Origin of the sequence: Rhizobium sp. BK377, assembly GCF_014193935.1 — a bacterium.
Lineage (GTDB): Bacteria > Pseudomonadota > Alphaproteobacteria > Rhizobiales > Rhizobiaceae > Rhizobium.
The window spans coordinates 271,920-289,533 of sequence record NZ_JACIAC010000001.1; the positions used below are offsets into that span (position 1 = coordinate 271,920).

Genomic DNA, 17,614 nt, shown 5'->3' on the forward strand with positions numbered 1-17,614 from the left:
CTCGGTTCTCGATTGACCTTACTGTGCCGGCGGGTCTGCAAAATGGGTAATCGCGAATTCGGCGATCCTCTGGCCGGCCTTGTCGGCATCATCGAGCACAGATGGGAAAAGCTGCCAGTGATGCGGCATTCCCGGCCAGACCTCGGCCGTCACGTCGACGCCGGCCTTTTGCGCCTTGTCGGCAAGCCGCAGCGTGTCGTCGAGCAGCAGTTCACCGGAACCGACCTGCAGCAGCAAGGGCGGAAAACCGGCGAGGTTGGCGTAAAGCGGAGAAATGTCGGGATCAGTCGGGGAATTGTTGCCGAGATAGGCCTTGCGCAGCGCATCCAGCGCATCCTTGTCCAGCACCGGATCGTTGGTGGCGTTCGCTGTGACCGATGCACCTGAGGCAGACAGATCGGTGATGGGGCTGAGCGCCACGACGGCAGCGGGCAGCGGCTGGCGGGAACGCATCTGCCGCAGCACGGCCTCGAGCGCGAGATTGCCGCCGGCGCCATCGCCCACCACCACGATATTTCCGTTGCTGTAGCCGCTGTCGAGCAGATAGCGATAGGCGGTCAGCGCGTCATTGACTTGTGCCGGATAGCCATATTCCGGCGCCAGCCGGTAATCGATGAGCAGCACATCGCTTGACGCGGCCTTGGCAAGCGAGCCGGCAAGCAGGCTGTGGCTACGGATGGAGCCACCGTAGAAGCCGCCGCCATGGATGAAAAGGATAACACGCCGTCCGATTGGATGATGAAGGCGCGCCGGCCAGATAAGTTCGGCATCAACCCCATCGGCATCGACATGCCGGATCTGGATGCGTGTCGGCTCCGGCAGCGATTCCATGAAAACGCGGAAAGCAGTACGGCGGTCGCGCAGACTTACGGCGCCCTTGAAATGTTCCTGCCAGCGAGAAAGCAGTTTTTCGACCTGCTCATGCGAGGCAGGCGTCTGCGCCGGCATGTCCCGTGCCGGCTTTTCCTGCGCGGCCGCTGGAAAGGCAATTAGAACTGCAGCCGCAAAGGCCGACAGCATTGTCCGACGACATTCCACTTTCCACCAATTGCCAGCGGAAAAAACCGGCTTTCTCATTCGCCCCTCCGGCGCTGCTCTTCCTTCGTGCGGCGCATCTTCACCACTTCGCCACCGAGAGTCAAAAGGGAGTTTTGAGTGATCGCATAGGTTCGTAGTCCGTATTTTTAGCTGTGCTAAAATACGTCGAGGAGGGGAAGATCTTGGACAGAGCCGCCCTGCTCGGGACGTGGCGCATGATCTCGTGGACGCGAACCGTCGTTGCGACGGGAGAAGTCAGCGACGCCATGGGTGCCGATCCCATTGGATATATCGCCTATCATGCCGATGGCCGGATGATGGCCTTCGTTACCAACCGACGCAGGCCGAGACCCAACGGCAAAGCCCCCAACGACAATGAAAAGGCCGCACTTTTCGATACGATGCTGGCTTATACGGCTGCCTATACTCTGGAGGGCGACAAAGTGATCCATCATGTCGAGGCCGCGTGGAATCCGACATGGGAACGCCCCCTGATCCGCCCGCTGCATATGGAGGGCGACATACTCGTCATCAGCGATGCACCCGGCACCGATCCCGTCACGGGAGAGGATGTCATCTATAGGCTGGAGTTTCGCAAGCTCTGAGGCTCAATCGCCTCTGATGGCTTCGATTACCGTCCGGAAGCCTGCCGAAATATGTCGCCGGCTGGGATAGTAGAGATAAAGCGGCTCCTCCGGCTGGCACCATTCGTCCAGTATCTGGACAAGCTGGCCGCTTGCGATCAGCGGGGCCACCCTGCCCTCCCAGACATAGGCGAGCGCCACACCGCTCAAGGCAGCCGCCGTCATCAATTCGTGGTCGTCGAGCGAGAGCGGACCGGTCGGGTGAAACGTGATGGCCTGCCCGTCCCTTTTAAAGTCCCAAGGGTAACGCGCGCCCGAGGGGAACATGTTCTGAATGCAGATATGGCGCTTCAGATCATGTGGGGTCTCGGGCTTCTGCCGTGTTTCGAAATAGGCGGGGGAGCCGACGACGACGAGGCGCATGCGCGGCTTGATGCGTACGGCGATCATGCCCTCCGTAACACGCTCGCCGAAGCGAATGCCGGCATCGAAGCCTTCCTCGACAATATCCACCAGCCGGTCAGTCGCCGCGATCTCGAGCTGCAGATTGGGATTCTTCATCAGGAGCGGCCCGATGACCTGGCCGACGACGAAGGGAGCAATGGAATTGCCGACATTGATACGAACGCGACCGAAAGGGGTATCGCGGAAACGGTTCAGCGCATCGAGCGCGGAATTGATCTCGCCGAAGGCCGGATCGAGATGGGAGCGAAGCAGTTCGCCGGCCTCCGTCAGCGAGACGCTGCGGGTCGTGCGGTTCAGCAACCGGATGCCGATGCGGTCCTCCAGGTTGAGGACAGCGTGGCTGATCGCAGAGGCGGTGACACCCCTCTCCTCTCCCGCCTTGCGGAAACTCTTGTGCCTGGCGACAGCGGCAAAGGCAGCCATTTCAGAGAGTTCGGTCGCTCGCATTAATGAACCTCATTCATCATAATCTATCAAATAACAAATCTTATACATGAGCCGGATTTGCGTCAAATTCCTCTCCGTCAGCAGCGCACTGCTGAAACAAACAGTCTCAAGGAAAGGAATTGTCATGAAAGTCTGGTTTATCACGGGTGCATCGCGTGGCTTTGGCGCGCTGATGACCAAGGACGCTCTTGCTGCCGGCGACGCTGTCGTTGCCACCGCCCGCAACCCTGGGAACATCACCGAACAGTTCGGCGATCATCCGAACCTGCTTGCCGTCGCTCTCGACGTCACCAATGAAGGTCAGGCAAAAGAGGCCGCCGCTGCCGCCGTTGCCCGCTTCGGCCGCATCGACATCCTCGCCAACAATGCCGGCTACGGCCTGCTCGGCGCCGTCGAGGAAGCAACGGCAGAGGAGATCGAGAAGATCTATGCCACCAACGTCTTCGGCCTCCTGAAGGTCACTCGCGCCGTGCTGCCCTATATGCGCCGCCAGCGCTCGGGCCATATCCTGAACTTCTCGTCGATCGGCGGCTATTACGGCTTTCCTGGCTGGGGCGTGTACGGCTCGACGAAGTTCGCCGTCGAAGGCCTGTCGGAATCGCTGGCGACCGAAGTCGAACCGTTCGGCATCAAGGTCACGATCATCGAGCCCGGCTTCTTCCGCACGGATTTCCTGCATGACAACTCGCTGGCGATCAGCCCGGCTTCCATCCCCGATTATGTTGGCACGCCGGCCGGCAACATGCGCGACTTTGCGGCGAGCGCCAACCACGCTCAACCGGGCGACCCGGCCAAGCTAACCGCCGGCATTATCGAAATGGTGAACGCAGCCAACCCGCCGCTGCGCATGCCTTTCGGCAGTGATACGGTCGCCAAGATTGAAGACGAACATGCCAACGTGGAGAAGGAACTGGCTCAGTGGCGTCAGCTCGCGGTCTCCACGGACTTCGAATGGACGGCCTAAGACGGTCTGACCTTTCACGACGACAACAACAAGCGCGCCGACTGCGCGCTTGTTTTCATTTCCACGTGAAGAGCGTTCGAAAAGTCGAGATTTTCATTCGTCCTGCCACTTCGATGGCCTATGTCTACCGCGTCATTAGCAATAGAAAGAGACAGGAATGGCGAGCACATCGATCTGTATTTACGGAGCAGGCGCTCTTGGAGGCGCGATTGCCGTCAAGCTTGCAAGCCGGCTCGGCGACAATGGCACCGTCTCCGTCGTCGCCCGTGGCGCGCACCTGGAAGCGATCCAGAAGAACGGCCTTTCCCTGCATGAAGCCGATGCGGACAAACCGATCAATGTGCGGATCACGGCAACCGACGATCCGACCACGCTGCCACCGCAGGATCTCATCATCACCGGCCTCAAGGGCCACCAGCTCGGACCGGCAGCTGAGGGCATGGCCACGCTCCTGAAGGGTAATACACGCGTTGTCATGGTGCTGAACGGAATTCCCTGGTGGTACTTTCATCGCGATACGCAAAGCGGCCATGCCGAGCTGCAGTTCGATGAACTGGATCCCGGCGGGAAACTGTGGCGCCTGATCGGCCCGGAACGGGTGATCGGCTGCGTGGCGATGCAAGGGGCGGAAGTCGTCAATCCAGGCGAAATCCGCCTTTCCAACAAAGGCCGCTTCGTGCTCGGCGAACCTTCCGGCGAGATGTCGACCGATCTCGAATCCATTGCCGGCCTTTTTGCCGAGGCCGACCTCAATGTCTCCACCACGCCGCGCATTCGCGACGAGATCTGGAACAAACTGACGGGTAATGCGGCCTTCAACCCGATCAGCGCGCTGACACGGGCCTTAATGACCGACATCATGGCCGATCCCGCGCTTTTTGACATGGTTGGGAAGATCATGAACGAAGTGCGCGCGGTCGGCAGTGCGCTTGGCGCAAACTTCGGTATCACCATCGAGGAGAGACTGCAGCAATCGCGTCACATCGGCCCGGTGCGCACTTCGATGCTGCAGGATCTGCTCGCCGGCAAGGCGCTGGAAATCGTGCCGCTCGTCGGTATGGTCGTGGCACTCGGGCGCACTGCCAACGTGCCGACACCTATCTCTGAAGTCGTACTGGCGCTGGTGACGCAGCTCGATAAGGAAAACCAGCGCGGCGGCTGACGTCGCATCTTTATGTGATTCCTATATCTTCGATTTCCACTCCGAATGGATTTCCTATCGGAGGCGGCAGTAGCCTTTGCCACAACAGCAAAGGTTACCGCCATGCGAGATGTCATGTCCCCTCAATATCTGCCGCTTCGCCCGCATCGCATCACACGCGGCAATCGGCAGATGCGCGAGAAGCGCACGGCGCAGACGCTGATGATCTTCGGCATCGTGCTCGCCGCAGCGGGCGTAGTGCTCGATTTTGCACCTCTTACGCGCGGTGCCGGCAATATCCACTAAATACTGCGCCGTTCCTGCCATTTTGAAACAGCAGGAACGGCCCCAGGCCCCGGATTTCCAACTTTTCCTTAACTGCCACCCTGATAGAGTCCCGCATGCAGAGACTATTTGTGCCGCGAGACCAATGCCGAAACCGAACTTCCGCTTCACCCATTACGATATCAAGGAACAGCGCGCCGGAACGATCGTCGAGGTGTCGCTGAGCGCTGTGAATAATGTGCGGCTGATGACGGCTCCGAACTTCCAGCGGTTCACGGAAGTGCTCGATTTCAAGTATATCGGCGGTGTTGCGCGTAAGTCTCCGGTCAGGCTCGCCATTCCCGAGAGCGGCCACTGGCATATCGTCGTCGATATGGAAGGCCATCACGGACTGGCGGATTCTTCCGTCAAGCTGATCACCGCTCCGGCCGCACAGAAGCGCGCCTGAGATCAGCGCTGCCCGATTTCAGCGAGGATTGCGCTCCTTGCGAAGTTTTGCCCACCAATCCAGCCGTTTGCGAATCTCGCGTTCGAAACCGCGTTCCGGTGGATCGTAAAAGGTCTGGCGACCCATCTTTTCGGGAAAATAATCCTGGCCCGAGAAGGCATCCGGCTCGTCGTGGTCGTAGCGGTAGCCTTCGCCATATCCCTCGCCCTTCATCAGCTTCGTAGGCGCGTTGAGGATATGCTTCGGCGGCAGGAGCGAGCCGTTCCGCTTGGCGGCAATCGTCGCTGCCTTGAAGGCGGTATAAACGGCATTGGATTTCGGGGCGGTCGCGAGATAGACGCAGGCCTCCGCGAGCGCCAGTTCGCCTTCTGGCGAACCGAGATAATCATAGGCATCCTTGGCAGCGTTGCAGATCACCAGCGCCTGCGGATCGGCAAGCCCGATATCCTCCACTGCCATGCGCACCAGTCGCCGGCCGAGATAGAGCGGATCCTCGCCGGCATCGAACATACGGGCAAGGTAATAGAGGGCGGCATCGGGATCGGAGCCGCGGACCGACTTGTGAAGCGCCGAGATCAGATTGTAGTGACCGTCCTGCGCCTTGTCGTAAACAGGCGCCCGGCGTTGGACGATGCGCGTCAGACCCTCGGTATCGAATGTTTCGCCCTCGCGGGCGGCGCGCCAGACTTCTTCAGCCAGCGTCAGCACCGCTCGGCCGTCGCCATCCGCCATACGGATCAGGCTGGCGCGCGCATCCTCGGTCAGCGGCAGCGGTCTGCTCTCGACCGTCACGGCGCGTTTCAGCAGCTCCTCGAGGCTGTCTTCATCATGCGACTTGAAGGTCAGCACGCGGGCGCGCGACAGAAGAGCGGCATTGAGCTCGAAGGACGGGTTTTCCGTCGTGGCGCCAACGAGGATGACGGTGCCATCCTCCATGACCGGCAGGAAACTGTCCTGCTGGGCGCGGTTGAAGCGATGGATTTCGTCGACGAAAAGGAGCGTCTGGCGACCGTCCATGCGCCGCATACGCGCGGCTTCAAAAACCTTCTTCAGATCGGCGACACCGGAGAAAATTGCCGAGATCTGTTCGAAGGCCAGGCCCGCCTCGCCGGACAGCAACCTCGCGACCGTCGTCTTGCCCGTACCGGGCGGCCCCCAGAAGATCATGGAGCCGAGAGAGCCGCTCTCGATCATGCGGCGCAGAACGCCATCCTCACCGGTCAGATGTTCCTGACCGGTGACTTCGCCAAGCGTCTTCGGCCGCAGACGATCGGCAAGCGGCCGCCGGCTGGCGACCTCTTCCGGAACACGCGGCGCGAAGAGGTCGTCACTCATCGGAAGAACTGCCTGATGCGCTGACCATCGCGTTCGATCTCGACCCGCCAGAGGCTGGGATCGGAATCGGCGATCTCCTGCAGGTCACGGCTGGTTTTCACTTCGGACCCGTTGATGGCGACGATTATGTCTTTCGGCTCGAAACCGAGCCGGGCAGCAGGAGAATCCGCGGCAACGTCGGAAATGACAACGCCCGTCGAATCAAGCGGCATCCGGAGCTCGTCAGCCACACGCGGCGAAAGGTTTTCCACGACCGCGCCGGTAAAGGGCGTACGCCCGCCGATGGTACGCTGGTCGCGCGGCTGGGTTTCCGGTGCGCGAGCAAGGGCGAGCGTTACCTGCTGCGCGCGCCCATTCTCCATGACCGTCAGATTGACGGATTTGCCCAGGCCGGCCGTTGTCAGGCGGTAGAGAAGCGCATCCGGATGTTCCACGGAGATACCATCGACGGCGGTGATGACCTCGCCCACCTTGAGGCCGGCCTTGGCAGCCGGGCTATCCGCGGTGACCTTGGCGATCAGCGCGCCGCGCGCCTTATCAAGGCCAAGAGCGTCGGCAACCTCCGACGTCACCGGATCGAAGCTTGCGCCGATATAAGGACGCTCAAAGGATTTGACGCCGGAATCGGCCGAGGCGAGGAAGACCTTGACTAGGTTGGCGGGAATGGCAAAGCCGATACCATTCGAACCGCCGCCCCGCGAGAAGATCGCCGTGTTGATGCCGATCAGCTCGCCTTTCATGTTCATTAGCGCGCCGCCGGAATTGCCGGGATTGATCGAAGCATCCGTCTGGATGAAGAAGCCGAACTCGTTCTTGACCACCTGATTGCGGGCAAGCGCTGACACAATCCCGCTGGTGACGGTCTGGCCGACACCGAAGGGATTGCCGATCGCCAGTACGAGGTCGCCGACTTCCACGGCATCGGAATTGCCGATCGGCAGCGCCGGAAAATCAGCCTTGCTGTCGATCTTCAACACCGCGAGATCGACGCGGTCGTCCCGCAGAATGACCTTGCAGGGAAATTCTCGACCGTCCGACAGTGCGACCTTGATATCGTCGGCGCCATCGATGACGTGGTTGTTGGTGACAACAGTACCGTTCGCCTCGACGATGACGCCGGAGCCGAGCGAAGATTGCTTTTCGGAACGGTTCGGCATCTGCTGACCGAAGAACTGCTCGAAGAAGGGATCGCCGGCAAAGGGCGACTGCCGCTGAATGGTCTTTTCAGCATAGACATTCACGACGGCGCCCGAGGTTTGCTTGACCAGGGGCGCGAAGGAAAGCTGCATCTGCATCTGGCTTTCCGGCACTGTCTTCGTCTGCGCCTGCGCGTAGGCGGGCAGCAGGAGCGTTAGTGCAAGAAGCGAAACGGAGGCGTGCTTGAACAGGCCTTGCATGGGAATCCTTTTGAAATGCTCTCACGAAAAATGTTGTAGCGCCCGACGCTAGAAAGGAAAGAGGGCGGAAGCATGGAAGATTGGGGCATCACGGATTTGGGAATTTGAATCAGCAAAATCAAGCAGGTTACTGATATCTAAGCTCAAATGCATGACGCAGTCACCGAGCAGGGACATTGGCTTGAAAGCGGCCGATGGGTTTGATCCTTGCCGTGAAACGGAGTTGCATCATCTTTGCCGTGAGGCCGAAAAGAGTGCCCTCACAATTGGAGAGATTATGAAGACCACCATCCCATCCGCCGTCATCTGCGCCACACTCCTCGCTCTTGCACCGGAAGGCGCACGGGCGGCAAGCTTCAACTGCGATGCGAAGGAGCTACAGCCGGATGAGAAGGTGATCTGCGAGGACCGGTCGCTCAATGATGCAGATGTGAAGATGGTGACGACTTTTGAGCTGCTGTCGGGTCTGCTGGCCATGGGCGCGCGCGGTACGCTGCAGGATGAGCAGACCGCATGGCTGAAGAAGCGGCAGGCCTGTGGCGCGGATGCCGCCTGCATTGGTGCTGCCTATCAGGATCGGATGAAGCAGCTCGGCGAGACCTACAAGAACATCAATCGTCCGCTCTGAGGATGTTCAGCCCTGATCTCTTCCGCTCTGGAAATCGGCGATCATCTCGTTGATGAGGCCGGCTGCTTGGTGAAGCCGGTCCTCGCCGTAGATGGCCCCATGTGCGTTTGCCCACACCGTCTGCCGCGCGGCGATATCAGCAAGAGCGCTCTTGCCCGCCTCCGTCAGTTCCATGAGCTTGGCGCGCTGGTGGACGGGATTGGCGCGGTAGACAATCAGCCCCTCGCCTTCCAGGAGATCGGCGATACGCTGCACACCCTGACGTGCGAGGCCAAGCGCACGCGCAGCATCGGCAACCGACATGGGCGCATGGTCGGCCGCGGCGAGCACCTGCCAGCGCGCGCTGGTCTGCCCTGCGGGCCTGGCAAGCGCATCGCCTTCCGTCTGCAGGTGGGCCGAGAGCCGGATCACGGCGATGGAAAGAGCGGCAAAGGCATCGCCTTCAGGCGTTCGTTTCTTGATCATATTGACAACATGCTGTCATTCATCGATAATGACAATATGTTGTCACATCACATAACAATACGCAAGGAGGAGCACATGAAGAAGACCTATCACGGAAGCTGCCACTGCGGCCGAATCCGCTATGAAGCCGATATCGACATTCAGGCAGGAACTGGAAAGTGCAATTGCTCGATCTGCTGGAAGCTCCGCTACTGGGGCACGAACATCAAGCCAGAGGATTTCCGCCTGTTGTGCGAGGAGACAGGCATCAGCGACTATCAGTTCGGAACCTTCTCGGGCCACCATCGCTTCTGCGCCAATTGCGGGGTACCTGCATATGGCGACGGTTACATCGAGGCAATGGGCGGCGCCTATGTCTCGATCAATCTCGCCTGCCTTGACGATCTTGATCCCGCCGAGCTTGTGGAGGCGCCGGTGCAATATTTCGACGGCAGGAACAACAGCTGGTGGACCGTACCGGCCGAAACGAGGCATCTCTGAAAATGAAAGAGCAGCCGACAGTTAATCAGCTGCTCCAACCAATCTGCGAAAAACCGGCTTATCGCGCGTTCAAATCGCGTACCGCGCCGCGATCGGCGCTGGTTGCGAAGGCTGCATAGGCCTTGAGCGCAGTAGAGACGTTGCGCTTGCGCGGCTCGGCCGGATGCCAGCCCTTCTGATCCTGCTCGGCGCGGCGGGCAGCAAGCTCCGCGTCGCTGACACGCAGACTGATCTTACGGTTCGGGATATCGATATCGATCATGTCACCCTGACGCACGAGGCCGATCGTGCCACCGTTTGCAGCTTCCGGCGAGGCATGGCCAATCGAGAGACCGGAGGTGCCGCCCGAGAAGCGGCCGTCGGTGATCAGCGCGCAAGCCTTGCCGAGGCCCTTCGACTTCAGATAGCTCGTCGGATAGAGCATTTCCTGCATGCCCGGGCCGCCCTTCGGACCTTCGTAGCGGATGACGACGACATCGCCGGCGACGACCTCATTGCCGAGGATGCCCTTGACGGCCGCGTCCTGGCTTTCGAAGACCTTGGCCGGGCCGGAGAACTTCAGGATCGATTCATCGACGCCGGCCGTCTTCACGATGCAGCCGTCAACCGCCAGATTGCCCTTGAGAACTGCCAAGCCACCATCCTTGGAGAAAGGATGCTCAACCGAACGAATGACGCCGCCGACGCGGTCGGTATCGAGCTCGTCCCAGCGGGCTTCCTGACTGAAGGCGACCTGGGTCGGGATGCCGCCGGGAGCCGCACGATAGAACTTGCGGACTGTTTCGCTGTTGGTGCGGGTGATGTCCCAGCGATCGATGGCGTCACCCAGCGTTTCGGCGTGAACGGTCGGGCAGTCGCGGTTGAGAAGGCCACCCTTATCGAGCTCACCGAGGATCGACATGATGCCGCCGGCGCGATGAACATCTTCCATGTGAACATCGGACTTGGCCGGCGCAACCTTGGAAAGGCAGGGAACACGGCGCGACAGCGCGTCGATGTCGGCCATGGTGAAATCTACCTCACCTTCATGCGCAGCCGCCAGGATGTGCAGAACGGTGTTGGTGGAGCCGCCCATGGCGATATCGAGCGCCATGGCATTCTCAAAAGCCTGCTTGGAGGCAATCACGCGCGGCAGGGTCGTCTCATCCTCCTGCTCGTAATAACGACGAGCGAGATCGACGATCAGGTGGCCGGCCTCGACGAAGAGGCGCTTGCGATCGGCGTGCGTTGCAAGCGTCGAGCCGTTGCCGGGCAGCGACAGGCCGAGGGCTTCGGTCAGGCAGTTCATGGAATTTGCGGTAAACATGCCGGAGCATGAACCGCAGGTCGGACAGGCCGAACGTTCGATGACCTTGACGTCTTCATCGGAAATCTTGTCGTCGGCGGCAGCAACCATGGCATCGACGAGATCGAGCGCATGCGTCTTGCCATGCAGGACGACCTTGCCGGCCTCCATCGGGCCGCCGGAGACGAAGACCGTGGGTATGTTGAGGCGGAGCGACGCCATCAGCATACCGGGGGTGATCTTGTCGCAGTTGGAGATGCAGACCATCGCGTCGGCACAATGGGCGTTGACCATGTATTCGACGCTGTCGGCGATCAGCTCACGCGAGGGCAGCGAATAGAGCATGCCGTCATGGCCCATGGCGATGCCGTCATCGACGGCAATTGTGTTAAACTCCTTGGCAACACCGCCGGCCGCTTCGATCTCACGGGCGACGAGCTGGCCGAGATCCTTGAGGTGCACGTGGCCGGGCACGAACTGGGTGAAGGAGTTGACCACGGCGATGATCGGCTTGCCGAAATCCGAATCCTTCATGCCCGTAGCGCGCCAAAGGCCGCGCGCGCCCGCCATGTTGCGGCCGTGGGTCGTGGTTCTGGAACGGTAAGCTGGCATCGGTGTCTTCCTCAAATATCCAGGAATTCTCTGGCGATGCGGGGCGGCAAGGGATTTGCGAAGGCCAGGCAGTCGCTGCTTTTTGGAATTGTCCTAATCCAATCGGCCTGAGCTGTCACTACCGGGAACGCCTAAAGCGGTACGGGCGGCACCATCAGGCATATACGGATGCCAGGACGCTTTTGTTACAGTCTATTCCATCACGGACGAACACAAAAAATTGGCTTTTCGTCCCTAAGATTCAAGGCATACACACAGATCAGAAACGCGCTATCTGCGTCTGAAGATTCACGGGTCGCCCCGCCCAGGAGGAATTCGATATGCCAGCCTATCGTCCGCCCAAAATCCCGTCCTCGGAGATCACGCCTCGCGAGGTTTACCTGAAGCGCCGGGAATTTCTCGGCGCTGCGACGTTCGGCGCGATGGCGCTCTACGGCGCCGGCAAGGCGAGTGCGGCAGCGCTTACGACCGTCAAGAGCAAGTACACGGTCGATGACAAGCTGACGCCGATCAAGGACGTCACCACCTACAACAACTTCTACGAATTCGGCCTCGACAAGGGTGATCCCGCAGCACTTTCCGGCAAGTTCAAGCCGCTGCCGTGGACTATCAAAGTCGACGGCATGGTCAACAAGGCCGGCACCTTCGATATCGAGGCGCTGATGAAGGAGTTCCCGATCGAGGAGCGCGTCTATCGCATGCGCTGCGTGGAAGCCTGGTCGATGGTCATTCCGTGGAACGGCTTTCCGCTCGCCTCGCTTCTCGACAAGGTGGAGCCGCAGGGCAGCGCCAAATATGTCGCCTTCGAGACTGTCGTGCGCCCCGAGGAGATGCCCGGCCAGGCCGGCCTCTTCCAGTCGCTGAACTGGCCCTATGTCGAGGGCCTGCGCATGGACGAAGCACGCCACCCCCTGACGCTGCTCGCCGTCGGGCTCTATGGTGAAACGCTGCCGAACCAGAATGGCGCGCCGGTGCGCCTCGTCGTACCGTGGAAGTATGGTTTCAAGGGCATCAAGTCGATCGTGCGCATCACGCTCACCGATCAGCAGCCGAAGAACACCTGGCAGGTCACCAACCCGCAGGAATACGGCTTCTATGCCAACGTCAATCCTGCGGTCGACCATCCGCGCTGGAGCCAGGCGACCGAGCGGCGCATCGGCGAAAGCGGCTTTTTCGGTGCAAGTCGCCACCCGACCCTGCCCTTCAACGGCTATGCAGATGAAGTTGCCAGCCTCTACGGCGGCATGGATTTGAGGGTGAATTTCTGATGACGGGGTTTTCGCTCGCCATTCCGAAACGCTGGCTGCCGGCGTCCGTCTGGCTGCTCTATGTCGTCGGGCTCGTGCCCGCCGCCTGGTATTTCTATCTCGGCGCGACGGATCAACTCGGTGCCGATCCAGTAAAGACATTCGAGCTTTTTCTCGGCATTTGGACGATCCGTTTCCTGATCCTCACGCTTGCCGTCACCCCTGTCCGCGATCTCCTCGGCTGGAATTATCTCCGTTATCGCCGTGCGCTCGGCCTTCTGACCTTCTACTACGCACTGATGCATTTCACCGTCTACATGATACTCGATCAGGCGCTGGATATCGCAGCTGTCATCGACGACGTCGTGAAGCGCCCCTTCATTATGTTCGGCATGGGGGCACTGGCGATGCTGGTGCCGCTCGCCATCACCTCCAACAATTTCTCGATCCGCAGGCTCGGCAAGAACTGGATCTGGCTGCATCGCCTCATCTACATCATCGCCGCCTCAGCCGCGCTACACTTCGCACTGTCCACGAAGATCCTCGGCCTCGAACAGTATATCTATGTCGGGTTGATCGTCACGCTGATCCTCTATCGCTCCTACAAACCGATCGGGCGGAGCCGGAAGAAGAGGCCAGGACAAGCTCGCGGCGGCCGTGCCGTGGCTTCATCGGCTTCGTAAAGCCGCGTTAAGGCTTCGAGGGCGATAATAGCCTGCACGCCGGGTCAAGCGCACAGGCGGCCGCTATTCCGAAAGCGTATGCGACAATATTCCAGAGCGAGAATATCCGTCCCAACAGCAAGGCGCCGGCGGTCGTCAATCTGAAGGCATCGAGCCAGGGGGTGTGGTAGAGCCGGAAGAGCTCAACGCATATGGCGATAGCGAACGCGATGATGGCAATTCCTGCAGGCCGAATTCTCGCGCTGAGGCCTCCAACAGCAAATGCCAGCAGGAAATACAGCATCGACCCCCAAAGCAGCGAACCACCATATTTGACGACGACGAAGGGCAGATCGATGGAGTAGCCGAAGCGCCTGAGTGTCAAACCGGAAACGATAGTGAGCAGGAAAGCTGTGAAGCGCTGGATCTGGATGTGTTCAGTAATTCTGTGCAAATTCAAAAGGCCACCACAATCCTAACCGATTTCAGCTGCCTAATTTCCAAACGTCAAGATATCAAGCTGTTACTGTCATCTTATAACTTGAGCTGATACCTCGCCCTGCCTCTAACAAAGATCGCTCACCATCATATGCCAAAAGTCGCCGCACTTCCGGAAATGCTGCCTCTCTTGGATAGGCATTTGATCGACCGGCCGACCGATCTGCAACGCAGAGGTTTCGAGCGCTTCGTTATCGAATTCCTCTATTTCGGTCTTAAAGAAGCTCGGGCCTGCCTCTTTGCGGGCCTGTTTTTTCTAGCGATATTCCTGGTCCCGCGTGCGGGCATTGTCGGTGTCCCGCGTTATGATCTGCTGCTGATCATAGCCCTTACTATTCAGGTCTGGATGATCTGGGCAAAGCTCGAAACCCTGGATGAATTGAAGGCGATTTCGATCTTCCATCTGGTCGGATTTGCACTGGAGGTCTTCAAGACCTCGGGCAACATCCAGTCATGGAGCTATCCGGATTTCGCCTACACGAAACTGTTCGGCGTCCCGCTCTTCTCCGGTTTCATGTACGCAGCCGTCGGCAGCTACATCATCCAAGCATGGCGTCTGTTTGATCTGCGGGTGAAACATCATCCGCCTTATTGGATGGCCGGTCTTATGGCATTGGCGATTTACGCCAATTTCTTCACCCACCATTATATAGGCGATTACCGCTGGTACATTGCCGCCTGTACACTCGGCCTCTACGCACGCGCAACCATCATCTTCAGGCCCTATGATCAGGACCGGAAGATGCCCTTGCTCGCCGCCTTCGTCCTGATCGGCTTCTTCATCTGGCTTGCGGAGAACATCAGCACATTCTTCGGCGTATGGCGATATCCCAATCAACTCGGAGCATGGTCAACCGTCCATATCGGCAAGTGGAGTTCATGGTGTCTGCTGGTGATTATGACCTTTACGATCGTCGCCAATCTCAAGCACATCAAACGGAGCATTCACGTGCCTGATTGAACGATCGGCGATGAACGCTGATCCCGTGCCTGTTCACCGGAACATTACAAACGAAAAAGCCGGGCGCAAGACCCGGCTTTTCTGCTTTTCGAAACCGGAAAATCTTATGCAGCGACAGACTGCTCTTCAGCAGCGACGCGGGCCTTGTCGGCTGCGCCCTTCGCATAGGTGTCACGATCAACGAACTCGATGACCGCGAGAGCGGCGTTGTCGCCCTGGCGGAAGCCGGCCTTCATGATACGCAGGTAGCCGCCGTTGCGGGTGGCGTAACGCGAAGCGATCGTGTCGAAGAGCTTCGAAACGACAGCGGCGTCCTTGATCTGCGAGATCGCCTGACGACGAGCGTGCAGGTCACCACGCTTGCCGAGGGTGACGAGTTTCTCCACGATCGGACGGATTTCCTTGGCCTTCGGCAGCGTCGTGACGATCTGCTCATGGGTGATGAGCGAAGCAGCCATGTTGGCAAACATCGCCTTGCGATGGCTTGCGGTTCTGTTCAGCTTGCGGCCGGCTTTTGCGTGGCGCATTGCTATTCTCCTTTAATGCAGTGCCCTTACTTTGCTACCGGGCCTGCCGTTTCCTGGCACATGCAGGCGATAGGCCTGCTGTTTGACGGGGAAAGGCAGCCGTGAAGAGCCTGCCTTTTTGGTTCTTAATATTGGTCTTCGTAGCGCTTCGCGAGATCTTCGATGTTCTCGGGCGGCCATGCCGGCACTTCCATGCCGAGGTGCAGGCCCATGGAAGCGAGAACTTCCTTGATTTCGTTCAGCGACTTGCGACCAAAGTTCGGGGTCCGGAGCATTTCTGCTTCGGTCTTCTGAATGAGGTCGCCGATGTAGACGATATTGTCGTTCTTCAGGCAGTTTGCCGAACGAACGGACAATTCGAGCTCGTCCACCTTCTTGAGGAGAGCCGGGTTGAAAGCGAGTTCGGTGACTGCTTCCTCTTCGGTTTCCTTCTGCGGTTCGTCGAAGTTGACGAAGACGCCAAGCTGGTCCTGCAGGATGCGTGCCGCGAAAGCGACGGCATCTTCGCCGGAAATAGAGCCATCGGTTTCAATGGACATGGTCAGCTTGTCGTAGTCGAGAACCTGTCCTTCGCGGGTATTTTCAACCTTGTAGGACACTTTCTTGACCGGCGAATAGAGGCTGTCCACCGGGATGAGGCCGATCGGAGCATCTTCCGCGCGATTGCGATCGGCCGGAACGTAGCCCTTGCCGTTGTTGACGGTGAACTCCATGCGGATCTCGGCACCCTCGTCAAGCGTGCAGATGACATGCTCGGGGTTGAGGATTTCGATATCGCCGACCGTCTGGATGTCGCCAGCCGTTACAACACCCGGACCCTGCTTGCGCACGACCATGCGCTTGGCATCGTCGCCATCCATCTTGATGGCGATTTCCTTGATGTTGAGCACGATGTCCGTAACGTCCTCGCGAACGCCCGGGATCGAGGAAAATTCATGCAGCACGCCGTCGATCTGCACGGCCGTAACAGCGGCACCGCGCAGAGAGGAGAGCAGCACGCGGCGCAGCGCGTTGCCGAGAGTGAGGCCGAAACCGCGCTCAAGTGGCTCTGCAACGAGAGTCGCCTTGGTGCGCGAGCTCGAAGAGAACTCCACCTTGTTCGGCTTGATCAATTCCTGCCAGTTCTTCTGAATCATAATTTTGCCTTCCGTTCGTTGCCACCATCCAATCGTGGCAACCGAGCTTGAAAACCACCGGGAGCGCCGAGGCGCTCACCAGTGACGATAGCGATGATCAGACGCGGCGCTTCTTGCGCGGACGGCAGCCATTGTGCGGGATCGGGGTCACGTCGCGGATGGACGTGATCATGAAACCGGCAGCCTGGAGCGCGCGCAGAGCCGATTCACGGCCGGAACCCGGGCCGCAGACTTCGACTTCCAGCGACTTCATGCCATGTTCCTGAGCCTTCTTGGCGCAGTCTTCGGCAGCGATCTGGGCAGCGAACGGGGTCGACTTGCGCGAGCCCTTGAAGCCCTTGGCGCCAGCAGACGACCAGGCAATCGCATTGCCCTGCGCGTCGGTGATGGTGATCATCGTGTTGTTGAAGGTCGAGTTGACGTGAGCGACACCCGACGAGATATTCTTACGCTCGCGACGGCGAACGCGGACGGCTTCCTTAGCCATGGTATTCCTTTCGTTGATCTCTTCACCGCCGTAATCCCAGCGGCTACACCGGAGCGGCGCCTATATGACTCCGCTCCAAACTCAAAAGAGGCCGGCGCAGACCGCCAGCCTCCTCACTCCGGTCTCCCGGAAATTACTTCTTCTTACCAGCGATCGCCTTTGCGGGACCCTTGCGGGTACGGGCATTGGTGTGCGTGCGCTGACCACGGACCGGAAGGCCACGACGGTGACGCAGGCCGCGGTAGCAGCCGAGGTCCATCAGACGCTTGATGTTCATCGCGGTTTCGCGACGAAGATCACCTTCGACCTGATAGTCACGGTCGATGGTTTCGCGGATCTGAAGGATCTCAGCATCCGTCAGCTGATGAACGCGGCGATCAGCCGGAATACCGACCTTCTCGACGATTTCCTGCGCGAATTTCGATCCAATCCCGTGAATGTAGGTCAGCGCGATGACGACGCGCTTTGCAGTCGGGATGTTGACGCCAGCGATACGTGCCACGCCTATTCTCCTTGCATTCC

21 protein-coding genes are annotated in these 17,614 nt (G+C 59.4%); 10 read left to right on the forward strand and 11 right to left on the reverse strand.

Annotated features, from left to right (window positions below; translation table 11 throughout):
• Positions 1 to 18: 18 nt before the first annotated feature.
• Entirely contained in the window at positions 19 to 948 is a 930-nt protein-coding gene (locus FHT92_RS01345) for an alpha/beta hydrolase (protein ID WP_183823795.1), read from the reverse strand.
• 272 nt (positions 949 to 1,220) lie between these two features.
• On the opposite strand from FHT92_RS01345, the gene FHT92_RS01350 reads away from it, so the two are divergent.
• A complete protein-coding gene (locus tag FHT92_RS01350) occupies positions 1,221 to 1,643 on the forward strand; it encodes a lipocalin-like domain-containing protein (RefSeq protein ID WP_246735114.1) in 423 nt (140 codons plus the stop codon).
• A 3-nt stretch (positions 1,644 to 1,646) separates the two neighbouring features.
• Here FHT92_RS01350 and FHT92_RS01355 read toward each other — a convergent pair whose 3' ends face one another.
• Entirely contained in the window at positions 1,647 to 2,534 is an 888-nt protein-coding gene (locus tag FHT92_RS01355) for a LysR family transcriptional regulator (RefSeq protein WP_183822093.1), read from the reverse strand.
• A gap of 124 nt (positions 2,535 to 2,658) precedes the next feature.
• Here FHT92_RS01355 and FHT92_RS01360 point away from each other — a divergent pair, with 124 nt between their 5' ends.
• From FHT92_RS01360 to FHT92_RS01375, 4 genes are all read left to right on the forward strand, one after another.
• Positions 2,659 to 3,498, forward strand: a complete 840-nt coding sequence (locus FHT92_RS01360; protein WP_183822095.1) for an oxidoreductase — start codon at positions 2,659 to 2,661, stop codon at positions 3,496 to 3,498.
• Between the two features lie 157 nt (positions 3,499 to 3,655).
• The gene (locus FHT92_RS01365; RefSeq protein ID WP_183743740.1) at positions 3,656 to 4,660 is read left to right on the forward strand and encodes a ketopantoate reductase family protein; all 1,005 of its coding nucleotides are present in this window, start codon (positions 3,656 to 3,658) and stop codon (positions 4,658 to 4,660) included.
• A gap of 114 nt (positions 4,661 to 4,774) precedes the next feature.
• Positions 4,775 to 4,945, forward strand: coding sequence for a hypothetical protein (locus tag FHT92_RS01370; protein WP_183822098.1), 171 nt, complete (start codon positions 4,775 to 4,777; stop codon positions 4,943 to 4,945).
• 124 nt (positions 4,946 to 5,069) lie between these two features.
• Positions 5,070 to 5,372, forward strand: a complete 303-nt coding sequence (locus tag FHT92_RS01375; protein WP_037106598.1) for a DUF1883 domain-containing protein — start codon at positions 5,070 to 5,072, stop codon at positions 5,370 to 5,372.
• An 18-nt stretch (positions 5,373 to 5,390) separates the two neighbouring features.
• Here the strand turns inward: FHT92_RS01375 and FHT92_RS01380 are convergent, their stop codons facing one another.
• Both FHT92_RS01380 and FHT92_RS01385 read right to left on the reverse strand, forming a co-directional pair.
• Entirely contained in the window at positions 5,391 to 6,707 is a 1,317-nt protein-coding gene (locus FHT92_RS01380) for a replication-associated recombination protein A (protein ID WP_183822099.1), read from the reverse strand.
• On the reverse strand, positions 6,704 to 8,104 hold the full coding sequence (locus tag FHT92_RS01385; RefSeq protein ID WP_183822101.1) for a DegQ family serine endoprotease: 1,401 nt from the start codon (positions 8,102 to 8,104) through the stop codon (positions 6,704 to 6,706). Before FHT92_RS01385 ends, FHT92_RS01380 begins: the two co-directional genes overlap by 4 nt.
• A gap of 277 nt (positions 8,105 to 8,381) precedes the next feature.
• On the opposite strand from FHT92_RS01385, the gene FHT92_RS01390 reads away from it, so the two are divergent.
• The gene (locus FHT92_RS01390) at positions 8,382 to 8,732 is read left to right on the forward strand and encodes a lysozyme inhibitor LprI family protein (RefSeq protein WP_183743749.1); all 351 of its coding nucleotides are present in this window, start codon (positions 8,382 to 8,384) and stop codon (positions 8,730 to 8,732) included.
• A gap of 6 nt (positions 8,733 to 8,738) precedes the next feature.
• Here FHT92_RS01390 and FHT92_RS01395 read toward each other — a convergent pair whose 3' ends face one another.
• On the reverse strand, positions 8,739 to 9,197 hold the full coding sequence (locus FHT92_RS01395; protein WP_183822103.1) for a MarR family winged helix-turn-helix transcriptional regulator: 459 nt from the start codon (positions 9,195 to 9,197) through the stop codon (positions 8,739 to 8,741).
• 75 nt (positions 9,198 to 9,272) lie between these two features.
• Between FHT92_RS01395 and FHT92_RS01400 the strand changes: the two genes are divergently transcribed.
• On the forward strand, positions 9,273 to 9,677 hold the full coding sequence (locus tag FHT92_RS01400) for a GFA family protein (RefSeq protein WP_018115500.1): 405 nt from the start codon (positions 9,273 to 9,275) through the stop codon (positions 9,675 to 9,677).
• A gap of 58 nt (positions 9,678 to 9,735) precedes the next feature.
• On the opposite strand, the gene ilvD is transcribed toward FHT92_RS01400, so the two are convergent.
• Positions 9,736 to 11,574 (reverse strand): dihydroxy-acid dehydratase, encoded by a 1,839-nt coding sequence (gene ilvD / locus FHT92_RS01405; protein ID WP_183743752.1) that lies wholly within the window; start codon positions 11,572 to 11,574, stop codon positions 9,736 to 9,738.
• Between the two features lie 320 nt (positions 11,575 to 11,894).
• On the opposite strand from ilvD, the gene msrP reads away from it, so the two are divergent.
• Together msrP and msrQ are read left to right on the forward strand one after the other, a co-directional pair.
• A complete protein-coding gene (gene msrP, locus FHT92_RS01410; RefSeq protein WP_183822105.1) occupies positions 11,895 to 12,842 on the forward strand; it encodes a protein-methionine-sulfoxide reductase catalytic subunit MsrP in 948 nt (315 codons plus the stop codon).
• On the forward strand, positions 12,842 to 13,504 hold the full coding sequence (msrQ, locus tag FHT92_RS01415; RefSeq protein WP_183822107.1) for a protein-methionine-sulfoxide reductase heme-binding subunit MsrQ: 663 nt from the start codon (positions 12,842 to 12,844) through the stop codon (positions 13,502 to 13,504). The genes msrP and msrQ overlap by 1 nt, the downstream gene beginning before the upstream one ends.
• Positions 13,505 to 13,511: 7 nt before the next feature.
• Here the strand turns inward: msrQ and FHT92_RS01420 are convergent, their stop codons facing one another.
• The gene (locus tag FHT92_RS01420; protein WP_409527141.1) at positions 13,512 to 13,937 is read right to left on the reverse strand and encodes a DUF2809 domain-containing protein; all 426 of its coding nucleotides are present in this window, start codon (positions 13,935 to 13,937) and stop codon (positions 13,512 to 13,514) included.
• 135 nt (positions 13,938 to 14,072) lie between these two features.
• Here FHT92_RS01420 and FHT92_RS01425 point away from each other — a divergent pair, with 135 nt between their 5' ends.
• The gene (locus tag FHT92_RS01425) at positions 14,073 to 14,942 is read left to right on the forward strand and encodes a DUF817 domain-containing protein (protein ID WP_183822109.1); all 870 of its coding nucleotides are present in this window, start codon (positions 14,073 to 14,075) and stop codon (positions 14,940 to 14,942) included.
• 104 nt (positions 14,943 to 15,046) lie between these two features.
• Here the strand turns inward: FHT92_RS01425 and rplQ are convergent, their stop codons facing one another.
• The 4 genes from rplQ to rpsM form a co-directional block, all read right to left on the reverse strand.
• On the reverse strand, positions 15,047 to 15,469 hold the full coding sequence (gene rplQ, locus FHT92_RS01430; protein WP_112572283.1) for a 50S ribosomal protein L17: 423 nt from the start codon (positions 15,467 to 15,469) through the stop codon (positions 15,047 to 15,049).
• Between the two features lie 125 nt (positions 15,470 to 15,594).
• The gene (locus FHT92_RS01435; protein ID WP_183743760.1) at positions 15,595 to 16,605 is read right to left on the reverse strand and encodes a DNA-directed RNA polymerase subunit alpha; all 1,011 of its coding nucleotides are present in this window, start codon (positions 16,603 to 16,605) and stop codon (positions 15,595 to 15,597) included.
• 97 nt (positions 16,606 to 16,702) lie between these two features.
• On the reverse strand, positions 16,703 to 17,092 hold the full coding sequence (rpsK, locus tag FHT92_RS01440; protein ID WP_003547577.1) for a 30S ribosomal protein S11: 390 nt from the start codon (positions 17,090 to 17,092) through the stop codon (positions 16,703 to 16,705).
• Positions 17,093 to 17,225: 133 nt separating this feature from the next.
• Positions 17,226 to 17,594, reverse strand: coding sequence for a 30S ribosomal protein S13 (gene rpsM, locus FHT92_RS01445; RefSeq protein ID WP_183743762.1), 369 nt, complete (start codon positions 17,592 to 17,594; stop codon positions 17,226 to 17,228).
• Between the last annotated feature and the right edge of the window lie 20 nt (positions 17,595 to 17,614).

What these genes read in the sequence shown, in the direction of transcription:
- FHT92_RS01345 (WP_183823795.1), bottom strand. Translation starts at nt 948, where the DNA reads ATGCCGGCGCAGACGCCTGCCTCGCATGAGCAGGTCGAAAAACTGCTT.
- FHT92_RS01355 (WP_183822093.1), bottom strand. Translation starts at nt 2,534, where the DNA reads ATGCGAGCGACCGAACTCTCTGAAATGGCTGCCTTTGCCGCTGTCGCC.
- FHT92_RS01360 (WP_183822095.1), top strand. Translation starts at nt 2,659, where the DNA reads ATGAAAGTCTGGTTTATCACGGGTGCATCGCGTGGCTTTGGCGCGCTG.
- FHT92_RS01365 (WP_183743740.1), top strand. Translation starts at nt 3,656, where the DNA reads ATGGCGAGCACATCGATCTGTATTTACGGAGCAGGCGCTCTTGGAGGC.
- FHT92_RS01370 (WP_183822098.1), top strand. Translation starts at nt 4,775, where the DNA reads ATGTCCCCTCAATATCTGCCGCTTCGCCCGCATCGCATCACACGCGGC.
- FHT92_RS01375 (WP_037106598.1), top strand. Translation starts at nt 5,070, where the DNA reads ATGCCGAAACCGAACTTCCGCTTCACCCATTACGATATCAAGGAACAG.
- FHT92_RS01380 (WP_183822099.1), bottom strand. Translation starts at nt 6,707, where the DNA reads ATGAGTGACGACCTCTTCGCGCCGCGTGTTCCGGAAGAGGTCGCCAGC.
- FHT92_RS01385 (WP_183822101.1), bottom strand. Translation starts at nt 8,104, where the DNA reads ATGCAAGGCCTGTTCAAGCACGCCTCCGTTTCGCTTCTTGCACTAACG.
- FHT92_RS01390 (WP_183743749.1), top strand. Translation starts at nt 8,382, where the DNA reads ATGAAGACCACCATCCCATCCGCCGTCATCTGCGCCACACTCCTCGCT.
- FHT92_RS01395 (WP_183822103.1), bottom strand. Translation starts at nt 9,197, where the DNA reads ATGATCAAGAAACGAACGCCTGAAGGCGATGCCTTTGCCGCTCTTTCC.
- FHT92_RS01400 (WP_018115500.1), top strand. Translation starts at nt 9,273, where the DNA reads ATGAAGAAGACCTATCACGGAAGCTGCCACTGCGGCCGAATCCGCTAT.
- ilvD (WP_183743752.1), bottom strand. Translation starts at nt 11,574, where the DNA reads ATGCCAGCTTACCGTTCCAGAACCACGACCCACGGCCGCAACATGGCG.
- msrP (WP_183822105.1), top strand. Translation starts at nt 11,895, where the DNA reads ATGCCAGCCTATCGTCCGCCCAAAATCCCGTCCTCGGAGATCACGCCT.
- msrQ (WP_183822107.1), top strand. Translation starts at nt 12,842, where the DNA reads ATGACGGGGTTTTCGCTCGCCATTCCGAAACGCTGGCTGCCGGCGTCC.
- FHT92_RS01425 (WP_183822109.1), top strand. Translation starts at nt 14,073, where the DNA reads ATGCCAAAAGTCGCCGCACTTCCGGAAATGCTGCCTCTCTTGGATAGG.
- rplQ (WP_112572283.1), bottom strand. Translation starts at nt 15,469, where the DNA reads ATGCGCCACGCAAAAGCCGGCCGCAAGCTGAACAGAACCGCAAGCCAT.
- FHT92_RS01435 (WP_183743760.1), bottom strand. Translation starts at nt 16,605, where the DNA reads ATGATTCAGAAGAACTGGCAGGAATTGATCAAGCCGAACAAGGTGGAG.
- rpsK (WP_003547577.1), bottom strand. Translation starts at nt 17,092, where the DNA reads ATGGCTAAGGAAGCCGTCCGCGTTCGCCGTCGCGAGCGTAAGAATATC.